A 23,926-nucleotide genomic window follows, 5' to 3' on the forward strand; every position below is an offset into this window, starting at 1 on the left:
CCACCCTTTCCGATCGGCGGTCCGTTCACAACTCGGACCTCCCGGACACGGGAGCGCTGACGAGTACCTCAGCCGGTCTTCTTCGTCTTCGCGCTCTCCACACTGCGACGCAGGGCCTCCATGAGGTCGACGACCTCGGCGCCGCGGCCCTCCTCCTCGCGCTCCCCGAACGTCTCGGCCGTGTCGATCGCCTCGCCCTTCTCGATCTTGGCCTCGATGAGCTGCTTGAGCTGCACCTGGTACTCGTCCTCGAAGCCCTCGGGGCTGAAGTCCGACTCGAAGCTCGAGACGAGCTGCGCCGACATCGCGAGCTCCTTGGCGCTGACCTTCGCCGGCTCGTCGAGAGCCGGGAACGCGGCCTCGCGGACCTCGTCCGCCCAGAGCAGGGTCTGCAGCACCAGCACGTCCTCGCGCACCCGCAGCGCGGCCAGCCGGGTGCGCTGCCGCAGCGCGAACTTCACGACCGCCGTGCGCTCGGTCTCCTCCAGGGTGCGCCGCAGCAGCACGTACGCCTTCGTGGACCGGGAGTCGGGCTCGAGGTAGTAGGTGCGGTCGAGCATGATCGGGTCGATCTGGTCGCTCGGCACGAACTCCACGACCTCGATCTCGCGGTCCCGCTCCGCCGGCAGCGCCGCCAGGTCGTCCTTGGTCAGGACGACGGTGCGCTCGCCGTCGTCGTAGGCGCGGTCGATGTGCTCGTACGACACCTCTTCGCCGTCGACCTCGCAGACGCGCCGGTACCGGATGCGGCCGCCGTCGGCGTCGTGCACCTGGTGCAGGGGCACGTCGTGGTCCTCGGTGGCGCTGTACAGCTTGACCGGGACGTTGACGAGGCCGAAGGTCACGGCGCCTTTCCAGATCGCCCTCATACCTCTATGGTGCGCCCCGCGCCTGCCGCCCGCCAGGTGCGGGCATACTGTCCGCCGTGAACATCCCCGTCGGTTGGTCGATCCTGCTGCTCATCACGGCTGTGTGGAACCTGCTCATCTGGCCGCGGTTCTGGCGCCGGGTCGCGAGCGACCCGCGCGCCCGCGACGAGGCCGGCGGCGTGACGCCGTTCCTGCAGGTGCACGCCGGGCTCATCGGCGTCTCGCTCGCGCTGGCGGTGGCGGTCGGCGTGCTGGGCGTGCTCGGCCTCGTCGGCTGAGCCGGAGGTGCAGCGCAGGGTGAGGGCCGAGGAACGAGGCACTCGCCCGAAGCGGAACCGCAGGCTCAGCCGATCAACAACATCGGCTGAGAGCTCTCAGAGCCCGCGGGCGTCCAGGTTCGCGGCGAGCTCGGCGTTCGTCGGCTCGACGAGGTGCTCGCCGTCCGGGAAGACCAGCACCGGGATGTTGGTCCGGCCGCTGATGGCGTGCGCCTCGTCGGCCCGGACCGGGTCGACCTCCAGGTCGACGTACACGTAGTCGATGCGCCGCACGTCGAGCACAGCCTTCGAGCGACGGCAGTCGCGGCACCAGGCTGCCCCGTACATGGTCAGACGTTCGGGCAGGTGGGTGGAGTTGTCGTCCGAAATCACCCGCCGGAGCCTAGCGGACACGCGCGTCCGACTTGACACGCGCCCCTGTGACGTCGGTCGCCGCGGGCGACGCGCGCCGCATCGGGCCACCATGTGGAGATGGGAGCATCCCAGACCGTCACGGTGGACGGCCACCGACTGCGCCTGAGCAACCTCGACAAGGTGCTGTACCCGGCGTCGGGCACCACGAAGGGCGAGGTGCTGCACTACCTCGCGCAGGTCGCGCCGGTGCTGCTCCCCCACGCCGCAAACCGTCCCGCCACGCGTAAGCGCTGGCCGGACGGCGTCGACGGTCAGATGTTCTTCCAGAAGAACCTGGAGGTCTCCACCCCCGACTGGGTACGCCGCCGCGCGATCCAGCACCAGCACAGCCGCAACGACTACGCCCTGGTCAACGACCTGGCGACCCTGACCTGGCTGGGCCAGACGGCCACCCTGGAGCTGCACGTGCCGCAGTGGCAGTTCGGTCGCACCGGCGTGCGGCACAACCCCGACCGCCTGGTGCTGGACCTCGACCCCGGGCCCGGGGCGGGCCTGCCCGAGTGCGCCCAGGTCGCCCGGTTGGCGCGCGAGATCCTCCAGGGAATGGGGCTGGACCCCTTCCCCGTGACGAGCGGCTCGAAGGGGATCCACCTGTACGCCGCTCTGGACGGGAAGCAGGACTCGGACGGCGTGTCGGCCGTCGCCAAGGAGCTCGCCCGCTACCTCGAGGCCGAGCACCCCGACCTCGTCGTCAGCGACATGAAGAAGACTCTGCGGGAGGGCAAGGTCCTCGTCGACTGGTCCCAGAACAACGGGAACAAGACCACGATCGCGCCCTACTCGCTGCGGGGCCGCGAGCATCCCACGGTGGCGGCGCCCCGCTCGTGGGACGAGCTCGACGACCCCGGCCTGCGCCAGCTCGAGTACCCCGAGGTGCTGGAGCGCGTGGCCCGCGACGGCGACCTCCTCGCGCCACTCCTGCGGGGTCACCTCGCGTCGCTCGAGCCGACGGCGGAGCGCCTCGCCACGTTCGAGCCCGCTGACGACAGGCTCACGGTCTACCGGTCCAAGCGGGACGCGTCGCGCACGCCGGAGCCCGTCCCGGCGCCGCCCGACGCCGGTGGCGCGCCGCCACCGGACGGCTCGCCCGCTGCAGAACCCACGTTCGTCATCCAGGAGCATCATGCGCGGCGGCTGCACTGGGACTTCCGGCTGGAGTACGACGGCGTCCTCGTGAGCTGGGCGCTGCCCAAGGGCGAGCCGGACGACCCGGCCCAGAACCATCTCGCTGTCCAGACCGAGGACCACCCCCTCGAGTACGGGTCGTTCGAGGGCACCATCCCGAAGGGCGAGTACGGGTCCGGCGAGGTGACGATCTGGGACGCGGGCACGTACGAGCTGGAGAAGTGGCGCGACGACGAGGTGATCGTGACCTTGCACAGCGCCGAGCGCGGCTCTCGCCGGCTCGCCCTCATCCGGACCGGCGGCCGTGGCGGTGACGACGAGAACAGCTGGCTGATCCACCGCACGCGGGCACAGCCGGGCGGCGCCGAGGACGAGCCCGCGCCTGCGTCGGCGTCGACGTCGGCGTCGGCGTCGGCGTCGGCGTCGGCGTCGGCGTCGGCGTCGGCGTCGGCGTCGGGCACCGTGCCGGACGCGGGGACGACCGCGACGAAGGCGCCCGACCTGCGGCCGATGCTCGCGACCGCGGCGACGCCCGGGGACATCACGGGCGACGGTTGGTCCTTCGAGATGAAGTGGGACGGGTTCCGCGCGATCTGCGTCGTGGAGGGGGGCCGGGTGCGGTTGATCAGCCGGTCCGGCCAGGACCTCACGGTGACGTTCCCCGAGCTGCAGGCCCTGGCCGGGACGGTCGACGGCGACGCGATCCTCGACGGGGAGATCGTGGCCCTGGACCCGGCCGGGCGGCCGGAGTTCGGGCGGCTGCAGCAGCGCGCCAACCTCCGCAGGCCGGGCGACGTCGAGCGGGCGCGCAAGCGGTTCGCGGTGGACCTCATGCTGTTCGACGTGCTGGCGGCCGGCGGGCGGTCGCTCGTCGGCGAGCCGTACGACGCGCGCCGCGCCGAGCTGGAGCGCGTGGTGCACCCGAAGCCCCCGATCCACGTGCCGCCCGCGTTCGACGGGCACTCCGCCGAGGATCTCCAGGAGGCGCTGGACACGTCGCGCGAGCTGCGCCTGGAGGGCGTCGTCGCGAAGCGGCGCCGGTCCACCTACGCCCCGGGACGGCGGTCGCGCGACTGGCTGAAGATCAAGCACGAGCGCGTGCAGGAGGTCGTGGTCGTGGGGTGGCGGCCGCTGCACGCCAAGACCGGGCGTGCCGACCCGCGATCCATGGGCGCCCTCCTTCTCGCGGTGCCCGACGGCGGCGCGGCGGACCTGCGGTTCGCCGGACGGGTGGGGACCGGCTTCAGCGAGAAGGACCGGCGCACCCTGGCGACGCTTCTCGGCGAGCGGGAGCGGCCGGACCCGCCCGTCCCCGACGTGCCGCGCGAGGAGCTGGCCGGGGCCCACTGGGTGACGCCGCAGCTGGTGGGTGAGGTCGCGTACACCGAGCGCACCACCGACGGCCGCCTCCGCCAACCGGTCTGGCGGGGTCTGCGTCCCGACAAGTCGGTCGAGGACGTCGAGCTGGAGCCGTGAGTCCCCGGCCGGTCGCGTGACCGCTGTGGCAACCTGGCCGCATGACGCCCTTCTCCCCCGCCGAGCATGCCGACCGCAGGCGCCGGGCGGCCGCGCAGGCCACCGCGGCGGGCCTGGACGGTGTGCTCGTCACGCCCGGCCCGGACCTCCTGTACTTCCTCGGGTACACGCCGTCGGCCGTGACGGAGCGCATCACCCTGCTGGCGATCCCGGCCGACGGCGACCCGGTCGCCCTGGTCCCGCGGCTCGAGGCGCACGACCTCGAGCTCGGCACGGGTGGAGCGATCGAGGCGGTGCCGTGGTCCGACGGTGAGGACGAGTACGCGGCCGCGGCCCGGCTCCTGCGGCCCGGGGCCCGGTACGCGATCTCGGACTCGGCGTGGGCGATGCACGTCCTGGGGCTGCAGCGCACCCTGCCGGGCTCGACCTACGAGGCGTTCACGCGGGCACTGCCGATGCTGCGGGCCGTGAAGACGCCCGAGGAGGTGGGGCGCCTGGCCGCGGCCGGCGCCGCCGCCGACGCCGCCTTCGACGGGATCCTCGGCGTGCCGTTCGCGGGCCGCCGCGAGCGCGACGTCGCCGCCGACCTGGACCGACTGCTGCGCGAGCACGGCCACGAGCAGGTCGACTTCACGCTGGTCTGCGCGGGCGAGAACGGCGCCGACCCGCACCACCACGCCGGCGACCGCATGATCCGCCAGGGCGACATGGTGGTCCTGGACTTCGGCGGGCTGCGCGACGGCTACGGGTCGGACACGACCCGCACGGTGCACGTCGGGACGCTCACGGCCGACGAGCGGGAGGTGCACGACGTCGTGCGCGCCGCGCAGGAGGCCGGCGTCCGCGCCGTCGTGCCGGGCGCCACCTGTGAGGACGTCGACCGCGCCGCCCGCGCCGTGATCGAGGGCGCCGGGTACGGCGAGCTCTTCGTGCACCGCACCGGTCACGGCATCGGCCTGACGACACACGAGCCGCCGTACATGGTGGAGGGCGAGGCCCAGGCGATCCAGCCCGGCATGTGCTTCTCCGTGGAGCCCGGCATCTACCTGCCCGGCCGGTTCGGCGTCCGGATCGAGGACATCGTGGTCGCCTTTCCGGGCGCGCTCCCGGCACCCGCCCCGGGTGTCGACCCGGTGCCCGACGCCGCGGCGCGCCTCAACCGCTCGCCGCGCGAGGTCCAGCTGGTCGGGTAGTCCCGCGCCGCCCCCCACCTGCCCACCCGCCCACCCCGCGTGATCGGCAGTTGGTCGGGTGATCGGCAGCCCGGGCTGCCGATCTCGGCACAAACTGCCGATCACGCGGGGTGGGCGGGTGGGGAAGGCGACCGCGCCGAGTCCGACCACAGCGTCCAGATCCCGGGATCTGTGCACAGTCCGACCCTGCGACGCCCGGCGTGCTGCGTCCAGAACACCACGCTGTCTGCATGACCCCGATCCATTCCGACATCCTCATTGCACGCGAGCACGACCGCGACGCGCTGCGCCGCGCCCTGCGCACCGGCTCGGTCGAGCAGCTGCGTCGCGGCGCCTACCGGGCTGCCCGAGGCGGCGCGGCGCCCACGGACCGGTTCCATGCGGCTCGCGACCAGGCCGTCGCGCGCGTTGTCGCCGTCGGCCGACAGCTCGGCGAGGCCTGCGTCAGCCACGAGTCGGCGGCGCTGCTGCACGGGCTCCGCCTCTGGCGGCTGCCGACCCAGGTGCACGTCGTGCAGGGCTACAACCCGTCGTCGGCTTCCGCTCCGGACATCGCCCGACACCGCGTCACGCTGGACGATCACGAGCGCGCCGTGATCGGGGGTGTCGTCACGACGTCGCTCCCCCGTACCGTCGCCGACTGCTTGGCCACTCTTCATCCCCTGCGGGCGCTCGTCATCGCCGACCATGCGCTGGCGTCGGGGATGGACCGGGCCGCGGCGTCGGGCTGCGTGGACGCCCGCCGCGACCCACGCGGCCGACGTCGAGCCCAGCTCGTCCTGCAGCTGGCGGATTCCGGCGCCGAGTCGGCGTGGGAGAGCTGGCTGCGGTACGCGGTCCTCCGCGCGGACCTACCGCGGCCGACCACCCAGCTCCCGGTGTGGACCCCGTACGGGGCATACCGCGCGGACCTCGGCTGGGAGGGCTTCCGGCTGCTCGCCGAGTTCGACGGCCGGGTCAAGTACCGGCCGGGTGCCCTCGGAGCGGGATACGACGCCGAGCGCGCGCTCTTCGACGAGAAGCGACGCGAGGACCACATCCGGGAGGATGGCTGGAGCGTCGTCCGGGTGACGTCGTCGGACACCCCGGACCAGGCGGTCGCGCGGATCGCGCGCCGGATGCCCGAATCGGCGCGGGAGAGGATGCGGCTCGTACGGCTGTTGCCGCATCCCTCGACCGACCGGCCGTGGGGGGGCGGTAGTGGGGGGGGGGGGGGGCCCCGGGGGCGGGGGGCCCCCCCCCCCCCCCGGGCGTTCATCGCCTTTTGGGGGCGTGATCGGCAGCCCGGGCTGCCGATCACCCGACCAACTGCCGATCACGCGGCACCATCGCTCGCCGGTCACTCGTACACCGGCGGGTACCCGATCTTGCCGCGCAGGGTCGGGTCTGCTCGGTCGTAGGACGGCAGGAGGTAGACCTGGCCGGCGTCCGGCGGCGCCCAGTCGGGCAGCGTGAAGATCAGGCCGTAGAGCCGCGCCGGCTCGAACCCGAGCGCGCCGTAGTAGGTCGGGCTCCCCTCGAGGACGACGAGCGGCTCCCCCGCGGCCTCTGCGCCGGCGAGCACCGCCCGCACGAGCGCGGCGCCGATGCCCTGCCGCTGCCGGTCGGGTGCGACGGCGAGCGGGGTCAGCATCGCCACGACCCGGTCCCCCGCGTCGCCACTCACGGTGCAGCCGGTGATCATGACGCAGCCGACCACGACGTCGTCCGACACCGCGACGAGGGAGGTCGCGGGCCGGTAGATCCACGACTCCCGGATCCGCTCGACGCCGTCGGCGACCCGATCTTCGCCGAAGGCCGCGACGAGCACGTCGCGGATCGCGGGGAAGTCGGCGGGCTGCTCGGCCCGGATCTGCACCGTCACGCGTCCGTGCCCGACGCCGCAGACGCCGCCTCCGCGGCCGCGAGCTGGGCGCGCGAGCGGAGGATGCAGAACTCGTTGCCCTCGGGGTCGGCGAGCACCACCCAGCCGGTGCCGGGACCGTGGATCCCGCGCCGGTCGGCGACGACGGTCGCGCCGTGGGCGAGCAGCGCCGCCAGCTCCTCGTCCTGGTCGCGCTCGTGCGGGCGCAGGTCGAAGTGGAGCCGGTTCTTCACGGCCTTGTCGTCTGGGACGTCGATGAACAGGACGTTAGGGCCGGCGCCGTCGGGGTCCTGGATCCAGCACTCGTCGTGCCCGGGCGCGTTGGGGTCGTCGGGGTGGTCGACGTAGCCGAGGACGACCTTCCACCACTCGGAGAGGGCGAAGGCATCGCGGGAGTCGACGGTCACGTGGGAGATGAAGGCCACCATCCTGGGACCTTCCCACGCGCCCGGGACGACGGGCCAAGGGTTTTCGCACGCGGACGCCGCCGTCGGTTCCAGGTCCGGATCAGTCCGCGAAGAGCTCAAGGGCCTGCTGCAGCACGACGTCGGGTCGCTCGTCGGGGATGAAGTGCGATGCCCCGTCGACGATCACGACGGCGAGGTCGTCGGCGTGGCCCTCGTGGCCGCCGAGGATCTCGGGCGTGATGACGGGATCGTCCGCGCCGACGAGGCTCCTCGTCGGAGTCGTCAGCCTCGCCGTTCGGTAGACCCCGCGCAGGACGCCGGACAGTTCACGCGTGATGAAATCACGGTAGAGCGCCGAACCCGCGCGCGCGTGCGCCCGGTCGCGCAGCGGGGCGAGGAACAGCTCGATGTCGGCGTCGGTGAACGCAGCCTGGTTGGACGCGAAGCGGCGAAACAGGTACCGCGGCAGACGCTGCCTGCCGCCGGCGAGGAGACGTGCGCCGATGACCGGCGCCGAGATGGCCAGCTGGTACCAGGCGTACCGCAGCCCCGCGAGGAGCTTCGGGTGGAACGAGATGAACGGATGCGGGATCGCCAGGCTGACGAAGCTGCGCACCCGCCCGGGACGGCTGAGGCAGAGCTGGAAGCCGACGATCGCCGCCCAGTCGTGCGCGACGAGCCTGACGGTGTCGAGGTGCATGGCGTCCAGCAGCGCCACGACGTCGGCGAGCAGCTGCTCGCGGTCGTAGCCACCGCGAGGCGCCTCGGTCCAGCCCGCCCCGCGCAGGTCAGGGACGATCACCCGGTAGTGCTCGGCCAGCCCGGGGATGACACCACGCCACTCCCACCAGTGCTGCGGGAAGCCGTGCAGCAGCAGAACGGGCTCGCCGCTGCCCGCCTCGGCGACGTGCATGCGAAGGCCCGGGAGGTCGACGAAGTGATGCCTGACTCCGTCGAGCTGGGGAAGCTCCGGCAGCCGGGTCTCGCTCGAGCGCGCCACGTCTGTCATGACCCCAGGCTACTAGGATCATAGTGATCTGTCACTAGGTCTATAGTGGGGTGTGACGCCGACGAAGATCCGCGCCCTGGACGCGGCCATCGAACTGGTGGGAACCGCGGGCCTGCGCGCACTCACCCACGCCCGGGTGGACGAGCGGGCAGGCCTGCCGAAGGGATCCACCTCCAACTACTTCCGGACCCGGGCGGCGCTGACCACCGGCGTCGTGGAATGGATGGCCCAGCGCGAGCTGGCTGACATGCGCCCGCCGGAACCTCCGGCCTCGGCGGCCGGCCTGGTCGACCTGCTGTCCGGGATGATCGAGTACGCGACCGGCCCCAATCGCACGCTGACCGCCGCACGGATCACTCTCTTCGGCGAAGCCGGCCACGATCCCGCGATCCGGGCCGCCGTCGCCGGCGGGCACGCGCTCATGAAGAGCTGGGCGGTCGCCGTCCTGACGGGTCTCGGCGCAGCCGATCCGGGCGCCGGGGCCACGGCGCTCATGAACTGCTGCGAGGGGTTCATCCTGCACCGCATCGCCCGCGGCGACACCGCCGACCCCCGCCCTGCGCTCGAGGTCGTCGTCCGCGGCGCGCTCGGCCGACCGTGATCGCGGCGCGGCCCGGCACCCGGCTGGGGCTGCGTGTCAGGCCTGGGCGGCCGCTGCAGCCAGGAGCCGGCCGAGCTCGATCGGCTTGCTGATCATGGGCCAGTGCCCGGAGTCGATGTCGACGAACGACCCGGCGACAAGCGCCCTGCCCGCGCCCTCTACGAGGCGCTCTTCGCCCGGCTGCGCCGCCGCGGCTACCGGCGCGCCGCGGCCGGCGTCGCGCTGCCGTACGACGCGAGCGTCGCCATGCACCTCGCGCTCGGCTTCCGCGAGGTGGGCGTCTTCGACGGGATCGGCTGGAAGCTCGGCGGCTGGCGCGACGTCGCGCGCTTCCAGCTCGACCTCGTCCCCGGCGCTCCGCTGCCCGACGGCGTCCGGGTCGCCCCGGTCGGGCCCGGCACCGATCAGAAGTAGTCGCGCACGTGCACCTGGCGGCCGCCGAACAGGGCCGTCCAGGTCGCGTCGTACGTGTCCGGTCCGGTCAGGTCGCCGGACGCCCGCAGGTTCGCCGCCGGCTGGGCGCCCGCGTACGACAGGGCGAGCCCACGTCCGGTGAGCACCGGCCGGTCGTCGGCCTCTGGCCCGGCCGACGTGTCGCGGGTGGCGAGCGGGACGCCGTCGGACACCTCCAGGACGTAGGCGCCCGTGACCTGCTCGTCCGCGCCGCCGCCGCGGACCGCGAACGGGACGCGTGCAGTGAGCGGCGCGAGCCGCACGGCGCCGAGCGCGCCCGGTACGTCGAGGATGCTCAGCATGTAGGGGCGGGTGCGGACGATGCTCGTGGTGAGGTCGGGCAGGACGAGCCAGGCCGGGTCGGTGCCCGACGTCGACACGCGCACCCGGCCCACGACCGAGGCGTGCGACCCGAGCGACGCCCACAGGGCCCGGGCGGCGCCGGGTGTCAGGGCGTCGAGGTCGTCGACCTCGATCACGGCCTTGCGCGGGTCGTAGCCCTCGCCGCGGTCCCACGAGACGAAGCCGGTGATCTCGCCGTCCTGCTCGGCGACCGTCACGCCCGTGTACTCGGTGAACCACTCCTCGGCGGGCACGGCGAACGGCTCCTCGTCGCGGGTCAGCGGCCCGTTCTGGGCGGCGGCCCAGCGGGCGTGCACCCCCTCGAGCGCGGGCACGTCCTCGATGGTGGCGCGCCGTACCGTCACGCCCTCGGGTGCGCGCACCCGGGAGAGCGCCGACAGCGGCAGCTCGACGTCGTCGTACGAGCCGACGATCTCGTACCCGAAGCCGCGGTAGATGCCCGGTGCGGTCGGGAAGAGGGTCGAGATCACCTCGCCGCGCTCGCGCGCCTCCGCGAGCGCCGCAGCGAACACCGGCCGCAGCAGCCCGCGTCCGCGGTGCTCCGGCGACACGGCGACGCCCGCGATGCCCGCGGTCGGCACCTTGGCGCCGCCGAACCACGAGGTCACACCGTAGACGCTGAGGCGGGCGACCAGGATGTCGCCGTCGAACGCACCCCAGCTGCGCACCGGTGACCGTGACCATTCCTCCTCGGAGGGCAGCGGTGCCGGCACCCGCGAGCCGCCGTAGGCCTCGGTGCCGAGGCTGTGGGACTGCGCCAGGTCGGGGTGCTCGAGCCGGCGGGTCAGGATCTGGTTCACGAGCGTGAGCGTAGCTCTGGGGCTCTCGGCGGGTCGCGGGAATTGCCCCCATACCTGGAGGTAGGTATGGTGACGACGTGGTCACCGACTCCCGGACACGCCTCGTCGAGGCGGCGCAGCAGCTGTTCGCCCAGCAGGGCGTCAGCGCGACGAGCCCGCGCGACGTGCTGGCCGCCTCCGGCGTCGGCCAGGGCAGCCTCTACCACCACTTCCCCACGAAGCACGACCTCGCGCTGGCCGCGGTCGCGGCCACCGCGGCCGAGACCCTGGAGGCCGCGCGCGGCCGGCTGCAGGGCGACGCAGCGCCGCTCGACCGCGTCGTCGCCTACCTCGAGCGCCCGCGCGACGCCCTCGGCGGGTGCCGGGTGGGCCGTCTCACGGCGGACCAGGCCGTGGTGGACGACGACGGGCTGCGCGCCGAGGTCGCCGGCTACTTCACCGGCCTCATCGACGAGGTCGCCGCGGTCCTGCGCGAGACCGGGCTCGACGCCGACGCCGCGCTCGACCGCGCCCGGGCCTGCGTCGCGATCATCCAGGGCGGGTACGTACTGGCCCGCGCCACCCAGGACCCGGAGCTGTTGCGCTCGGCCGTGCGCGGTTTCGTCGCGCTGCTCACCGGTCCCGCCACCGCCTGACGAAGGAGAAGAGATGGCCACCACGTTCCGCGAGCGCGTCCGCGCGCTGCCGACCTTCGGGACGGGACTGCCGACCCTGGACCCCGAGGATGCGGCGCCGACGCCGCACGAGCTGTTCGTCCGGTGGTTCGACGAGGCCGTGGACGCCGGCCTCCCGGCGCCGCACGCCATGACGCTCTCGACCGCCGACGCCGCCGGCCGGGTGCACGCACGCACCGTCGTGCTCAAGGACGTCACGCCGGACGGCTGGTGGTTCGCCGGGCACGCGAACAGCCGCAAGGGCCAGGACCTCACGGAGAACCCGAACGCCGCCCTGACGTTCCTCTGGCTGGGGATGGGCCGCCAGGTCCGCGTGACCGGGCCGGTCGTGACGGCGGAGGCGGACCAGTGCGCAGCCGACTTCCTCGCGCGGCCCGACACCTCCCGGGCGGCCGGCCTCGTGAACCGCCAGGGCGAGCCCCTCGCGTCGCGCGAGGACTACGCCGCCGAGTTCGCGAGGGCGCTCGACACCGTCCGGGCCGAGCCCGGCACGGTCTCCCCGACGTGGACCGCCTATGCGCTCGCGCCCACGGAGGTGGAGTTCTGGCAGGCGGGCGACGACAAGGGGCAGACCCGGCTGCTGTACCGCACGGACGGGATCCACTGGGAGAAGGGACTGCTGTGGCCATGACCACCGCACCGCGCACCATCGACCCCGAGGTCACGCAGCACGTCCTCACGGACGCGACAGCGGCCCTCGACGCGCTGATCGAGGCGGTCCGCGCGCTGCCGGAGGGCGCCGAGCGTGCGGCGTCGCCCCTGCCGGGCTGGACACGCGGGCACGTGATCGGCCATCTGGCCGGCAACGGCCGCGCGCACGCCCGCCAGGCGGAGTACGCCACGCGGGGCGAGAAGGTCGACTACTACGACGGCGGCCTGGCGGGCAGGGAGGCGGAGATCGAGGCGGACTCGACCCTGCCCCTGGCGACCCACGTCGCCGCGCTGGAGGCCGTCCGGGAGCGCCACGCCGTCGCCTGGCCGGTCCCCGGAGCGCCGCTGTGGCGGGCGCCCGTCACGTACCGGGACGGCATCCTGCACGACTGCCTGTTCGCGTGGTGGCGCGAGGTGCGCATCCACGCGGTGGACGCGCAGGTGGGCATCGGCTTCGACAGCTGGGACGACGCGTTCTGCGGGCACCTGCTGACGTGGCTCGCCCCGCGCCTGGCCCACGGCGTCTCGATCGCACCGGAGCCGTGGCCGCCGGCCCCGGCAGGCTCGCCGTCGGCCCCGGCAGGCTCGCCGCAGGCCGTGGCTGGCTCGCCGTCCGCCGGCACCGTGGTCACCGGCCGCCTCCGCGACATCGTGGCGTGGCTCGCCGGGCGCGAGCCGGAGCGCCGTCCGGTCGCGGTGCGGAACGGCGAGCCGGTCCCGCTGCCCGAGCTCCTCCCGTGGCCGTGACCCCGGCTCCGGCGTGAGGTGACTCATGTCACGGCCTGACCAGGTGTGACGTGAGTCACCGAGTTCGTTCGGTATTTCACAAGCGCCTATCATCGAGCGCGTGACTTCTTACCGCAGCGGAGACGAGATCGACGTCGCGCTCGTGGGCGGCGGCATCATGAGTGCCACGCTCGGCGCGCTCCTCACGATCCTCGAGCCCACCTGGCGCATCCGGATCTACGAGCGTCTCGACGACGTGGCGCTGGAGTCCTCCAGCCCCTGGAACAACGCCGGCACCGGGCACGCGGCCCTGTGCGAGCTGAACTACACGCCCGAGCGCAAGGACGGCTCGGTCGACATCTCCAAGGCGGTGAAGATCAACGAGCAGTTCCACGTCTCGCGCGAGTTCTGGAACCACCTGCTCACCGCCGGCCTCATGGACGGCACCGAGTTCATCAACGTCACCCCGCACATGACGTTCGTGCGGGGCGCCGAGAACGTCGAGTTCCTGCGCCGCCGCTTCGAGACCCTCGTCGCGCACCCGCTGTTCAACGACCTCGAGTTCTCGTCCGACCCCGCCGTCATCGCGCAGTGGGCGCCGCTGCTGACGATCGACCGCGACGCGGACGAGCCCGTCGCCGCGACGCGCGCCGCCGGCGGCACCGACGTCGACTTCGGCGCGCTGACGCGCAAGCTCGTCGCGTTCGTCACCGGTCATGGCGCCGAGCTCAAGGTGAAGCACGAGGTCAAGGGGCTCAAGAAGCTGCGCGACGGCCGCTGGCGCCTGTCCGTGCGCGACAACTCGTGGAACGCGCTCAAGCGCAACCGCGAGGTCACCGCACGCTTCGTCTTCGTCGGCGCGGGCGGCGGCGCGCTGCCGCTGCTCCAGGCCGCAGGCATCCCGGAGATCCGCGGCTACGGCGGCTTCCCGATCAGCGGCGAGTTCCTCCGGACCTCCGACCCGAAGATCGTGGCCCAGCACAACGCGAAGGTGTACGGCAAGGCCGACGTCGGCGCCCCGCCGATGTCCGTGCCCCACCTCGACACCCGCGTGGTCGAGGGCAGGTCTTACCTCATGTTCGGCCCGTACGCCGGGTTCAGCCCGAGGTACCTCAAGCACGGCCAGTACCTCGGCCTCATCACGTCGCTGCGCCTGCACAACGTCTTCTCGATGCTCGGCGCCGGCGTGAAGAACCTCGACCTCACCCAGTACCTGGTGGGCCAGCTCGCGGCGCGGCCCGAGACGAAGTTCCTCGCGCTGCAGCAGTTCATGCCGTCGGCGAAACCTGGCGACTGGGAGAAGATCACGGCCGGCCAGCGCGTGCAGGTCATCAAGTGGGTCAAGGGCAAGGGCGGCGTGCTGGAGTTCGGCACCGAGGTCGTCGCGGCGAAGGACGGCTCCATCGCCGGCCTGCTCGGCGCCTCCCCCGGCGCGTCGACCGCCGTGCCCGCGATGGTCGACCTCCTGGAGCACTGCTTCCCCGCGAAGGCCGTCGAGTGGCGCCCCACGCTGGCCTCCATGATGCCGAGCCTCGGCGGCTTCGCCGACGACGCGGCCTCGCTCACCGGGGCGACCGAGCAGGTCTCCGCGACGTAGCACCTGCCGGAAGAGCGCGGTCCTGCTTCGCGCGCGCGGTGTCCGGGATGTACGGGTGCAGGAAGCCGCACATGCCCAGCGTGGTGTTCGGCCCGCCGTCGAGCGCACCGACCGACCCGTCGGCGAGGTGCGCGACCGACCCGCCCGAGAGCGCCTCGACGTGCGCTGCGCTCAGCGCCGCCTCCGCGGCCGGCCCGGCGGCCAGCAGGTCCCGCCAGGCGGGCAGCCGCGGCGCGACGAGTGCCCCGGCCGCCTCGTGGAACTGGCGCAGTGGCTCGACGTCCCCGGCCTGCGCGGCCTCCCGCAGCCGCAGGTATCCCCGCACGGCCAGGTCGCGGCGGGCGCGCGCGAGCTCTTCCGACGGCTCCCCGGCGGCGTCGCGCACGGAGGCGGCGCGTGCGTAGGCGTCGGCGTCCCCGACGACGTCGGCCGGGAACGTCATGACCGCGTCGCCCGCCTCGGGCAGGCCGCTGTTCGACATGACGACCACGACGCGGAGGTCTCCGGAGTCGTTGATCGCCCGGTGGATGGTGCCGGGGGCGAACCAGACGATCTTGCCGGGCCGCAGCTCGTGCGTCTCCAGCGCGTCGAGGGTCAGGGTCTCGAGCCGCCCCTCCCCGCCGACGACGAGGTAGCACTCGGTCGACACCAGGTGCAGGTGCGGCGACCCGCCGGCGAGGCCGTCCTCGGTGGGCCAGGGATAGACGCGCAGGTCGGTGAGCCCGACGGCGCCGGGGAGGTTCTGCTTCACGCCTTCCATCCTGGCCCATCCGGATAGGCTGCGGCGACGGAGGACATGATGACTGCAGACAGCACCGTCGAGCTGGGGCTCGACACGTTCGGTGACGTGACGTTCGACGACGACGGGCGGCCCAGACCGCACGCCCAGGTCCTGCGCGACGTCGTCGAGGAGGCCGTGCTCGCCGACCAGCTCGGGCTGGACGTGTTCGGCGTGGGCGAGCACCATCGCGCCGACTTCGCGGTCTCCGCGCCCGAGGTGGTCCTGGCTGCGATCGCGGCACGTACCGAGCGCATCCACCTGGCGTCGGCGGTGACGGTGCTGAGCAGCGACGACCCCGTCCGCGTGCACGAGCGGTTCGCCACTCTCGACGGCCTCAGCGGCGGCCGGGCCGAGGTGATCCTCGGCCGGGGCTCGTTCACCGAGTCGTTCCCGCTGTTCGGGTACGACCTCGACCAGTACGAGGCCCTCTTCGAGGAGAAGCTCGACCTGTTCGCGGCACTCCTGCCGCAGGAGCCGGTGACGTGGCAGGGCCGCCTGCGGCCGTCGATCGACGGGCTGTCGGTGTACCCCACGGTCGAGGGCGGGCCCCTGCGCACGTGGGTGGGCGTGGGCGGCAACCCGGAGTCGGTGGTGCGGGCCGCGCGGTACGGGCTGCCGCTCGCGCTCGCGATCATCGGCGGCGCGTCGGCCCAGTTCAAGCCCCTGACGGACCTGTACCACCGGGCGCTCGACAAGTTCGAGAAGCCCGGGCTGCCGATCTCGGTGCACTCCCCCGGCCACGTCGCGGAGACCGACGAGGAGGCCAAGGAGCAGCTCTGGCCGCACTACGAGCAGATCATGTCGCGCATCGGCCGAGAGCGCGGCTGGGGGGCGACGAACCGCTCGCAGTTCGAGGCGTCGGCCTCCCGTGAGGGTGCGCTCTACGTCGGCTCGCCCGAGACCGTGGCCCGCAAGATCGCCACGACCGTCAAGGTGCTCGGCCTGTCCCGGTTCGACCTCAAGTACTCGAACGGGACCCTGCCCCACTCGCAGCTGATGCGGTCGATCGAGCTGTATGGCACGAAGGTGGCCCCGCTCGTGCGGGACCTCCTCGCGGCGGCCTGAGACCTCGCTGCTACCGCGGGGCGCTGACGTGGGTCGCGATGCGCGTGAGCACGTCAGCGAGGACGGGGGTCGGGACCCCGTGGGCCAGGCCGCGGCGCAGCATCGCACCGCCGATCGCGTCGAGCTCGCCGGGGCGGCCGGCCTCGACGTCGGCCTGCAGCGAGGAGCGCATGGTCGACGGGAAGCCCCGCAGCAGGCCCTCGAGCTCGGCGGCGGTCGTGGGGACCCCCTCCGCCGTGGCGACGGCGGCCACCTCGGCGATCAGGGCGGACGTCAGCTCAGGATCGCTGTCGAGGGCCTCGCCCAGGTTGCTCTCCCGGAGGGTCGTGAGCAGCGCCATGGGACCGAGGAACCGGAGCTTCTTCCAGAGGACCTCGGCCTGGGTGCCGCCCGACAGCACCTCGATCGGGGTGTCCCGCAGCGCGGAGACGACGCCGAACCGCGCTGCGTCGTCGGGCACGACGATGCGCAGGAGGCTCCCGCGGTGGCGTACCCGTGCCGGGCCGAAGCTGTCCGCGCCGGTGCGCAGCGTCTCGCCCGCGATGGTCGCGCCCACGACCTGCACGCCGGGCAGCGCGGCCCGCAGCGCGTCGAGGTGCTCCAGCCCGTTGAGCAGCGACACCACCTCGGTCGGCTCGGCGTCGGCGAGCAGCGCCGCTGCGTCGTCCACGCCCTCGGCCTTGACCGCGACGATCACCCGCGCGCCCCGAGGCACCTCCGTCGCCGCGGCCAGCGGCGCGTGCCACGTGCCGTACTCGTCCGTCTCGATGTCGAGCCCGTGCTCGGCGACCCTGCGGGCGGTCCGCTCCCGCGCGACCACGACGACGTCGTGCCCCGCTCGCTGCAGCATGGCGGCCACGAGGCCGCCTATCGCACCCGGACCGATGACGGCGATGAGGTTCTGGCTCGGCATGCCGCCATGCTAGGCCGTCGGTCTCGGAGTCGGGGCAAATCGGTACCGCGAGGACGGCCACGCGTACAGCCCCGACAACGGGAGTGCCACGACTCGGTAGGAACACACCAGCACGGAGCAACCCCGGGCTCGCTACCGTCGGGGGCGGCAGTGTTCCGCCCATCGAAAGGCACGCCTGTGTCCTCCATCGCCTTGCCCACCGTTCCGGTCATCGCCGACCGCCTCCTGCCGCGCAGCATCGCGACCGACGCCGCGCTCGTACTGGGCGGTGCCCTGCTCACCGCGCTCTTCGCGCAGATCTACATCCCTCTCCCGCTCGTCCCGATCACCGGCCAGACCGCGGCCGTGCTGCTGGTCGGCGCGACGCTCGGCGCATCCCGTGGCGCCCTCTCGATGGGCCTGTACGCGGCCCTCGGCATGGTGGGCCTGCCCGTCTACTCGGAGGCCCAGGGCGGGATCGACGTCGTCTTCGGTCCGACCGGCGGCTACATCGTCGGCTTCGTGCTGTCGGCCTGGCTGGTCGGCCGGCTGTCCGAGCGGGCCTGGGACCGCACGTTCCTCAAGGCGGCCGCGACGTTCCTCGCAGGAACGGGCGTCACGTTCCTCGTGGGCCTTCCGTGGCTCGCCCTCGTCGCGGGCCTCGACCTGCAGGCGACGCTCGAGAACGGCCTCTACCCGTTCGTGCTGCCCGGCATCGTGAAGGCGCTGGTCGTGGCCGCCCTGCTGCCCGCCGCCTGGTGGGGGGCCGACCGGCTGGCCGCGCGCCGCGAGCGCGACGCCGCGTCCGACCGGGACTGACCGCCGCCGCCACGACGACGCACAAGGTCCGCTTCGATCACACGGTTGCGCACCATGAAACCTGCCGTTCGGTGCACAACCACGTGATCGAAGCGGACCTTGTGCGCTGGGCGGACCTGACGACGGCCGAGCACTCGTCGATGCGTTTGCCCTGGCCGAGGCTGGGGCGCAGCACGACGTCTCCGTGACCGGACGGCCGGAGTCGATCGGGTACGACGTGCAGACAAGGACCTGTCCGAGTGGGACCGGTTCTCCGGGCTCGCTGCGGAGCTGGGCATCGAACATCTCGAGCTGAACGTCGGCTGAAGGCCAGAGGTCACAGCGCCCGAAGGATCGCGTCCACCTGCTCCTTCGCGTCACCGAACAGCATCGCCGTGTTCTCGCGGAAGAACAGCGGATTGGCCACGCCGGCATACCCGGTGGCCATGGACCGCTTGAACACGACGACGTCGCGCGCCTTCCACACCTCGAGGACGGGCATGCCCGCGATCGGCGAGGCGGGGTCTTCCTCGGCGGCGGGGTTGACGGTGTCGTTCGCGCCGATGACGAGCACGACGTCGGTGGAGGGCAGGTCGCCGTTGATCTCGTCCATGCCGAGCACGATGTCATACGGCACGCGCGCCTCGGCGAGCAGCACGTTCATGTGGCCCGGCAGCCGCCCGGCGACGGGGTGGATCCCGAACCGCACGTCGACCCCGCGATCGCCGAGCCGGGAAGCCAGCTCCGCGACCGGGTACTGCGCCTTCGCGACCGCCATGCCGTACCCGGGCACGACGACGACGGACCGGGCGCCGCTCAGCAGGGCGGCGACGGCGTCGGACGACGTCTCGCGGTGCTGCCCGACGCCGGACGGGTCCTCCGCGCCACCCGTCGCGCCCGGGGCGGGACTCCCGTAGCCGCCCAGGATGACGGACACGAACGACCGGTTCATGGCCTTGCACATGATGTACGAGAGGATCGCACCGGACGACCCGACGAGGGCACCGGTGATGATGAGCAGGTCGTTGCCGAGCATGAACCCGGCGGCGGCCGCGGCCCAGCCGGAGTACGAGTTGAGCATCGACACGACCACCGGCATGTCGCCCCCGCCGATCGCGGCGACCAGGTGCCAGCCCAGGGCGAGCGCCAGCAAGGTCATCAGGATGAGCGGGGCCAGCCCGGAGCGGTCCCGGGCGGCCAGGAACCACCACAGCAGCACGGCACACATCACGAGCACGGCGAGGTTGAGCCAGTTCCGGCCGGGCAGGGTGAGCGCCGCAGAGCGGATCCGCGCCGACAGCTTGAGGAACGCGACGATCGAGCCGGTGAACGTCACGGCCCCGATGAGCACGCCGAGGTACACCTCGACGAGGTGGACGGTGCCGGCGTGCGTGCCCTCGGTCAGGTACGACCCGTACCCGACCAGCACCGCGGCGATGCCCACGAACGAGTGGAGCAGCGCGATGAGCTCGGGCATCTGGGTCATCTCGACGGTGCGCGCCCGCCAGGTCCCGACGCTCGCCCCGACGACGAGGACCAGCACGATGAGCGCGGCGGTCACCGCGACCGGCCGCTCGGACCGGTCGAGCGCGAGCGCGACTGTCGCCGCGAGCGCCAGCACCATGCCCGACATGCCGAGCACGACCCCGCGCCGCGCCGTCTCCTGCCGCGACAGCCCCGCCAGGGACAGGATGAACAGCACGGCCGCCGCCAGGTAGGCGGCCTGCACGATGGACGCCACGCTCACCGGGCACCTCCCCGCGACGCGGCAGACCTGACGGGTCCCCTGCGGAACATGCCGAGCATCCGGTGCGTCACGAGGAAGCCGCCGAAGATGTTGATGCTCGCCACGGACGCCGCGACGACGGCCAGCAGGGTGACGATCCAGCTCGACGAGCCGATCTGCAGCAGTGCACCGACGAGGATGATCCCGGAGACCGCGTTCGTCTGGGACATGAGGGGCGTGTGCAGGGAGTGCGACACGTGGGAGATGACGTAGAAGCCCACCACCACCGCGAGTGCCAGCACGGTGAAGTGGCCCGTGAGCCCTGGTGGTGACGCGGCCACGAGCAGCCCGGCCAGCGCAGCGGCCAGGGCGAAGGTGACAGCCCTGGTGAGGCGTCGGGAACCATCCTTGTCGTGCCCGACGGCGGAGCGCACCTCGGGCGCGGGCGGCGCCGGAGGCGGGGCGGGCACCACCGAGACCTGGACCGGTGGTGGCGGCCACAGCACGTCGCCCTGGTGCGTCACCGTCATTCCCCGCACGACGGGGTCGGTGAGGTCGAGGACGAGCCGGCCGTCCTCGCCCGGCGTGAGCAGGGTGAGCACGTTCGCGACGACGGTCCCGACCAGCTCGGAGGAGTGTCGCGGCAGGCGCGCGGCGAGGTCGGTGTATCCCAGGATCACCACGCCGTTCGCCGTCACGACCCGCTCCCCGGGCACGGTGAGCTCGCAGTTGCCGCCACCCGGTGCGGCGAGGTCGACGATCACGCTGCCGGGCCGCATCGCGGCGACCATCTCCGCGGTGATCGTGCGCGGCGCGGTGCCGCGCACGAGCGCGGTCGTGACGACGATGTCCGCGCCGGCGGTCTCGGTGGCGTAGACGCGGGCGGCCGCGGCCTCCTGGTCCTCCGAGAGGGTCGAGGCGTAGCCGTCGGCGCTCACGGTCTGCGTGGCGCCCGACGCCCGCACGACCGTGCCGCCGGTCGACTCGATCTGCTCGGCCGCCTCCGGCCGCACGTCGAACGCCCGGACCTGCGCGCCGAGGCTTGCCGCAGCCCCGATCGCCGCCAGCCCGGCCACACCGGCGCCGACGACGAACACCGTGGCCGGCTTGGTGGTGCCCGCGGCCGTGACCTGGCCCGCGAGCATCCCGCCGTACTCGGCCGCGGCCTCGACGACCGCGCGGTAGCCCGCCACGTTCGACAGGGCGCTGAGCACGTCGAGGGACTGCGCTCGGGAGATCCGGGGCACGGCGTCGAGGGCGAGAGCCGTGACCGCGTGCTCGGCCAGGTCGTGCAAGAGGACGGCGCGCGTCGCGGGGGCGAGCTGCGCGATGAGCGTGGCCCCCGGCCGGAGCAGCCCTGCGGGTGCCCGAGGCTGCCACTCGACCGCCGTGACGACGTCGGCGCCCCAGGCATCGGCGGCCGAGCCGATCGACGCCCCGGCAGCGAGATACGCGGCGTCCGGGAAGCTCGCAGCCTCACCGGCCCCGGCCTCGACCAGCACCTCGTACCCGAGCCCGGTCAGCCGGCCGACGGTCGTGGGCGTCGCGGCGACGAGCCGCCCCGCCTCCCGCGGGACACCGATGCGCATGCGGACCTCCTCGACGTCACGACCGTGGTTCCCCCACGGGCTGCAACCTATCCTCGCCCACCGACACCGCGCCCTGCGGAGGGTCGCCGGACACGCTGATCAGGGCAGAAGGTCCCGGTGTCATGGCACGCAGAGCGTCAGACGCTCCCGGTGCGCCGCCACGGTGAGCGGCAGTGGCCCCACACGCTCGCCGTCGGCGTACGCGACAAGACCCGCCGGCGCCTCGAGCCGCACGGACGCGGCCCGTGCGCTCGTCACCAGCGGGTGCGACAGGTGCTGCCCCTTCTGGATCAACGGGTCGAGCGTCACGAGGCCGCGGCGCCCGGTCGGCCCGACGAGGGTCACGTCGAGCAGCCCGTCCGCCGGGTCGGCGTCCGGGCAGATCGGCGTCCCGCCGCCGTAGTACGGCGTCAGGCCCACCGCGACGAGGTGACCGGGCCGCTCGAGGCGGTCGCCGTCGGTCAGCAGGACGTAGTCGAAGGTGCGCAGGCCGATCGCCTCGAGGTACTTCGCGACCACGTAGCGGGCAGCGCCGCGCGGCCAGGTCATGCGGTTGGTCCGCTCGGCGACCCGGGAGTCGAACCCGGCGCACACGATGGTCAGGAAGTGGCGCACCGTCCCGTCGTCGGCCGTGATCGTGCCGGTGTCGACGCGGCGGCGCCTGCCGTCGAGGATGACGTCGGCTGCGCCGACCGGGTCGGCGGGGATGCCGTGCGCGCGCGCCAGGTCGTTGCCCGTGCCGCCGCCGAGCAGCGCGAGCGCCACGCCGGACTCCAGCACGGGCAGGAGCACGGACGCCAGCGTCCCCTCGCCGCCCACCACTGCGAGCACGTCCGGCTCGGCCTCGATCGCCTTCGCGGCGAGCCGGACGGTGTCCGCGGCGTCGGTCCCCTCGTAATCGCGCGCCTCGACGCCGCGCTCGCGCAGGCGCGCCACCGCCGCGAGGCCTTGGGCCTCGCCCGCGCCGCGCCCCGCGACGGGGTTGACGAGCACCGCCACGTGCCGCCGGATCTCCGGCATCCCTGCCTCCTTCTCCACGGGTCCCGCCCGCCTCCATGATGGCCTCGTCGCCGCCGACCGGTAGCGGGCGCGCCACGCCGTCGGCAGATCGTGGGCGACGCCCTTTGCGCGCTAGCCTCGCGACATGGCGACCGTCGAGTCCGCAGAGGTCCGCGTGGTGCCCGCGAACGAGGCCTCGTGGGACGACCTGCAGGCCGTCTTCGGCGAGCGCGGGTACCCGTCGCAGTGCCAGTGCCAGCGCATCCGCCTGGGCGACCACGACTGGTGGGACATGCCGGTCGAGGAGCGCGCCGCCCTCCTGCACGAGCAGACGAGCTGCGGCGACCCGGACGCCCCGGCCACGAGCGGGCTCGTCGCCTACGTGGACGGCGAACCGGCCGGCTGGGTCGCCGTCGCGCCGCGGACCGAGTACCGGCGCTACCGAAACAGCTCTGTGCCGTGGGCCGGGCGGCACGAGGACAAGGGCGACGACTCCGTGTGGACGATCGCGTGCTTCGTCGTCCGCGCGGGCTTCCGCGGCCGCGGTCTCACCTACGACCTGGCGCGGGCCGCCGTCGAGCACGCGCGCTCGCGGGGCGCCGAGGCGGTCGAGGGCTACCCGATCGTCGCGCCGCCCGGGAAGGAGATCACCTGGGGCGAGACGAACGTCGGCACGCCAGGGCCGTTCGCCGCCGCGGGGCTCGAGGAGGTCTCCTCGCCGACCGTGCGGCGGCGGGTCACGCGTCTCGACTTCTGAGCCGCGCCAGGACGGTGCGCGGGCTGGTCTCCAGCCGCGGGTCGGGCGACCGGAGCACGCCCACGGCGACGGCGACGGCGAGAGCGCCCAGCACCCAGCCGCCGGGGATGTCGCTCAGCCAGTGGTAGTCGAGGAGCGCCATGAGGGTGCCGGACACCAGGGCGACCAGGCAGGCCGGGACGAGCCACAGGCCGAGCCGGAGACGGTCCGGCCGCAGGCCGAGCGCCCCGAACAGCAGGATGACGAGGAAGACCCACGTGAAGGTGGCGTTCGCGGCGTGGCCGGAGGGGAAGGCGCGGCCGCCGGCGTACAGCGCGTCGACGCCCGTCCAGGGCGCCGCGCGGCCGAGGCCGAACTTGATGGAGTAGCCGACCACGGCGATCGTCACCAGGCCTGCGGCGCTGGCCACCAGCGGCCGGACCCGGTCCTGCCGGTAGGCGACCCAGGCCGCGACGCCGCCGACGGCCGGGATCGTGAAGAGCCGCTCCCCCGTGACGCTCGCGAACCAGTCGAGCGCGGCCTTGTCCCAGCCGCCCGGATGACGGGTGTCGGCGTACAGGTGGAACGACCAGTCCCAGGCGACGAGCGGGCCCTCGACCGCAACCTGCCACGTCCCGACGACGAGGAGGGCGACGGCGATCACGGCGGTCCAGGCCACCCCGGACCGGTGCCACGCCCGGCTGTTCGGCATCCCCGAGGCGCTGCGGGATGCGGCGATCGTCTGGCTTGTCACGTGTTTGTCGTGCCCTTCCTGATGGAAACGGGCCCGATCCTACGGCGCGACGGTGAACACCAGGCGACGCGCCCGACAACACGTCG

25 protein-coding genes are annotated in these 23,926 nt (G+C 73.3%); 13 read left to right on the forward strand and 12 right to left on the reverse strand.

Annotated features, from left to right (window positions below):
- Positions 1-68: 68 nt before the first annotated feature.
- Positions 69-869 carry a non-homologous end joining protein Ku gene (ku, locus tag L1785_RS11395; protein WP_236089386.1) on the reverse strand — a complete coding sequence of 267 codons (801 nt, stop codon included), beginning with the start codon at positions 867-869 and terminating at the stop codon, positions 69-71.
- 56 nt (positions 870-925) lie between these two features.
- On the opposite strand from ku, the gene L1785_RS11400 reads away from it, so the two are divergent.
- Complete coding sequence (locus L1785_RS11400) at positions 926-1,147, forward strand: SCO4848 family membrane protein (protein WP_236089387.1); 222 nt, start codon at positions 926-928, stop codon at positions 1,145-1,147.
- A gap of 96 nt (positions 1,148-1,243) precedes the next feature.
- Here the strand turns inward: L1785_RS11400 and L1785_RS11405 are convergent, their stop codons facing one another.
- Positions 1,244-1,474, reverse strand: coding sequence for a glutaredoxin family protein (locus L1785_RS11405; protein WP_236089426.1), 231 nt, complete (start codon positions 1,472-1,474; stop codon positions 1,244-1,246).
- A 144-nt stretch (positions 1,475-1,618) separates the two neighbouring features.
- Here L1785_RS11405 and L1785_RS11410 point away from each other — a divergent pair, with 144 nt between their 5' ends.
- From L1785_RS11410 to L1785_RS11420, 3 genes are all read left to right on the forward strand, one after another.
- A complete protein-coding gene (locus L1785_RS11410; protein WP_236089388.1) occupies positions 1,619-4,162 on the forward strand; it encodes an ATP-dependent DNA ligase in 2,544 nt (847 codons plus the stop codon).
- A gap of 41 nt (positions 4,163-4,203) precedes the next feature.
- Positions 4,204-5,355 (forward strand): aminopeptidase P family protein, encoded by a 1,152-nt coding sequence (locus L1785_RS11415; RefSeq protein WP_236089389.1) that lies wholly within the window; start codon positions 4,204-4,206, stop codon positions 5,353-5,355.
- A 230-nt stretch (positions 5,356-5,585) separates the two neighbouring features.
- A complete protein-coding gene (locus L1785_RS11420; RefSeq protein WP_236089390.1) occupies positions 5,586-6,755 on the forward strand; it encodes a hypothetical protein in 1,170 nt (389 codons plus the stop codon).
- Here L1785_RS11420 and L1785_RS11425 read toward each other — a convergent pair.
- From L1785_RS11425 to L1785_RS11435, 3 genes are all read right to left on the reverse strand, one after another.
- Positions 6,695-7,219, reverse strand: coding sequence for a GNAT family N-acetyltransferase (locus L1785_RS11425; RefSeq protein WP_236089391.1), 525 nt, complete (start codon positions 7,217-7,219; stop codon positions 6,695-6,697). The genes L1785_RS11420 and L1785_RS11425 overlap by 61 nt on opposite strands.
- Positions 7,216-7,647: a VOC family protein gene (locus L1785_RS11430; protein WP_236089392.1), complete on the reverse strand. Its 432-nt coding sequence runs from the start codon at positions 7,645-7,647 to the stop codon at positions 7,216-7,218. The genes L1785_RS11425 and L1785_RS11430 overlap by 4 nt, the downstream gene beginning before the upstream one ends.
- A gap of 79 nt (positions 7,648-7,726) precedes the next feature.
- The gene (locus tag L1785_RS11435; RefSeq protein WP_236089393.1) at positions 7,727-8,635 is read right to left on the reverse strand and encodes an alpha/beta fold hydrolase; all 909 of its coding nucleotides are present in this window, start codon (positions 8,633-8,635) and stop codon (positions 7,727-7,729) included.
- 52 nt (positions 8,636-8,687) lie between these two features.
- Here L1785_RS11435 and L1785_RS11440 point away from each other — a divergent pair, with 52 nt between their 5' ends.
- Both L1785_RS11440 and L1785_RS11445 read left to right on the forward strand, forming a co-directional pair.
- Positions 8,688-9,236 (forward strand): TetR/AcrR family transcriptional regulator, encoded by a 549-nt coding sequence (locus tag L1785_RS11440; RefSeq protein ID WP_236089394.1) that lies wholly within the window; start codon positions 8,688-8,690, stop codon positions 9,234-9,236.
- 102 nt (positions 9,237-9,338) lie between these two features.
- On the forward strand, positions 9,339-9,650 hold the full coding sequence (locus L1785_RS11445) for a GNAT family N-acetyltransferase (protein WP_236089395.1): 312 nt from the start codon (positions 9,339-9,341) through the stop codon (positions 9,648-9,650).
- Here L1785_RS11445 and L1785_RS11450 read toward each other — a convergent pair.
- On the reverse strand, positions 9,641-10,852 hold the full coding sequence (locus tag L1785_RS11450; protein WP_236089396.1) for a GNAT family N-acetyltransferase: 1,212 nt from the start codon (positions 10,850-10,852) through the stop codon (positions 9,641-9,643). The two genes, L1785_RS11445 and L1785_RS11450, sit on opposite strands and share 10 nt — an antisense overlap.
- 77 nt (positions 10,853-10,929) lie before the next feature.
- Between L1785_RS11450 and L1785_RS11455 the strand changes: the two genes are divergently transcribed.
- The 4 genes from L1785_RS11455 (at position 10,930) to mqo (ending at position 14,500) form a co-directional block, all read left to right on the forward strand.
- Positions 10,930-11,487, forward strand: coding sequence for a TetR/AcrR family transcriptional regulator (locus L1785_RS11455; RefSeq protein ID WP_236089397.1), 558 nt, complete (start codon positions 10,930-10,932; stop codon positions 11,485-11,487).
- Between the two features lie 13 nt (positions 11,488-11,500).
- Positions 11,501-12,157 carry a pyridoxine/pyridoxamine 5'-phosphate oxidase gene (locus L1785_RS11460; protein ID WP_236089398.1) on the forward strand — a complete coding sequence of 219 codons (657 nt, stop codon included), beginning with the start codon at positions 11,501-11,503 and terminating at the stop codon, positions 12,155-12,157.
- Positions 12,154-12,924, forward strand: coding sequence for a maleylpyruvate isomerase family mycothiol-dependent enzyme (locus L1785_RS11465; protein ID WP_236089399.1), 771 nt, complete (start codon positions 12,154-12,156; stop codon positions 12,922-12,924). The genes L1785_RS11460 and L1785_RS11465 overlap by 4 nt, the downstream gene beginning before the upstream one ends.
- Positions 12,925-13,081: 157 nt before the next feature.
- Positions 13,082-14,500: a malate dehydrogenase (quinone) gene (gene mqo, locus L1785_RS11470; protein WP_236089427.1), complete on the forward strand. Its 1,419-nt coding sequence runs from the start codon at positions 13,082-13,084 to the stop codon at positions 14,498-14,500.
- On the opposite strand, the gene L1785_RS11475 is transcribed toward mqo, so the two are convergent.
- Positions 14,466-15,251 carry a cupin domain-containing protein gene (locus tag L1785_RS11475; RefSeq protein ID WP_236089400.1) on the reverse strand — a complete coding sequence of 262 codons (786 nt, stop codon included), beginning with the start codon at positions 15,249-15,251 and terminating at the stop codon, positions 14,466-14,468. The two genes, mqo and L1785_RS11475, sit on opposite strands and share 35 nt — an antisense overlap.
- A 48-nt stretch (positions 15,252-15,299) precedes the next feature.
- Between L1785_RS11475 and L1785_RS11480 the strand changes: the two genes are divergently transcribed.
- Positions 15,300-16,346 (forward strand): LLM class flavin-dependent oxidoreductase, encoded by a 1,047-nt coding sequence (locus L1785_RS11480; RefSeq protein WP_236089401.1) that lies wholly within the window; start codon positions 15,300-15,302, stop codon positions 16,344-16,346.
- A 10-nt stretch (positions 16,347-16,356) separates the two neighbouring features.
- Here L1785_RS11480 and L1785_RS11485 read toward each other — a convergent pair whose 3' ends face one another.
- On the reverse strand, positions 16,357-17,259 hold the full coding sequence (locus L1785_RS11485) for a ketopantoate reductase family protein (protein ID WP_236089402.1): 903 nt from the start codon (positions 17,257-17,259) through the stop codon (positions 16,357-16,359).
- 177 nt (positions 17,260-17,436) lie between these two features.
- Here L1785_RS11485 and L1785_RS11490 point away from each other — a divergent pair, with 177 nt between their 5' ends.
- Positions 17,437-18,057: a biotin transporter BioY gene (locus L1785_RS11490; RefSeq protein WP_236089403.1), complete on the forward strand. Its 621-nt coding sequence runs from the start codon at positions 17,437-17,439 to the stop codon at positions 18,055-18,057.
- Between the two features lie 316 nt (positions 18,058-18,373).
- Here L1785_RS11490 and pntB read toward each other — a convergent pair whose 3' ends face one another.
- The 3 genes from pntB to L1785_RS11505 all read right to left on the reverse strand — a co-directional run bounded on the left by pntB (position 18,374) and on the right by L1785_RS11505 (position 22,371).
- Positions 18,374-19,783, reverse strand: a complete 1,410-nt coding sequence (pntB, locus tag L1785_RS11495) for a Re/Si-specific NAD(P)(+) transhydrogenase subunit beta (protein WP_236089404.1) — start codon at positions 19,781-19,783, stop codon at positions 18,374-18,376.
- A complete protein-coding gene (locus L1785_RS11500) occupies positions 19,780-21,351 on the reverse strand; it encodes a Re/Si-specific NAD(P)(+) transhydrogenase subunit alpha (protein WP_236089405.1) in 1,572 nt (523 codons plus the stop codon). Before L1785_RS11500 ends, pntB begins: the two co-directional genes overlap by 4 nt.
- A 120-nt stretch (positions 21,352-21,471) precedes the next feature.
- The gene (locus L1785_RS11505) at positions 21,472-22,371 is read right to left on the reverse strand and encodes a diacylglycerol kinase family protein (RefSeq protein ID WP_236089406.1); all 900 of its coding nucleotides are present in this window, start codon (positions 22,369-22,371) and stop codon (positions 21,472-21,474) included.
- 124 nt (positions 22,372-22,495) lie between these two features.
- On the opposite strand from L1785_RS11505, the gene L1785_RS11510 reads away from it, so the two are divergent.
- A complete protein-coding gene (locus tag L1785_RS11510; protein WP_236089407.1) occupies positions 22,496-23,107 on the forward strand; it encodes a GNAT family N-acetyltransferase in 612 nt (203 codons plus the stop codon).
- On the opposite strand, the gene L1785_RS11515 is transcribed toward L1785_RS11510, so the two are convergent.
- Positions 23,088-23,840, reverse strand: a complete 753-nt coding sequence (locus L1785_RS11515) for a phosphatase PAP2 family protein (RefSeq protein WP_236089408.1) — start codon at positions 23,838-23,840, stop codon at positions 23,088-23,090. The genes L1785_RS11510 and L1785_RS11515 overlap by 20 nt on opposite strands.
- Positions 23,841-23,926 lie beyond the last annotated feature (86 nt).

The sequence above is a fragment of the Antribacter soli genome, assembly GCF_021568775.1.
GTDB lineage: Bacteria > Actinomycetota > Actinomycetes > Actinomycetales > Cellulomonadaceae > Antribacter > Antribacter soli.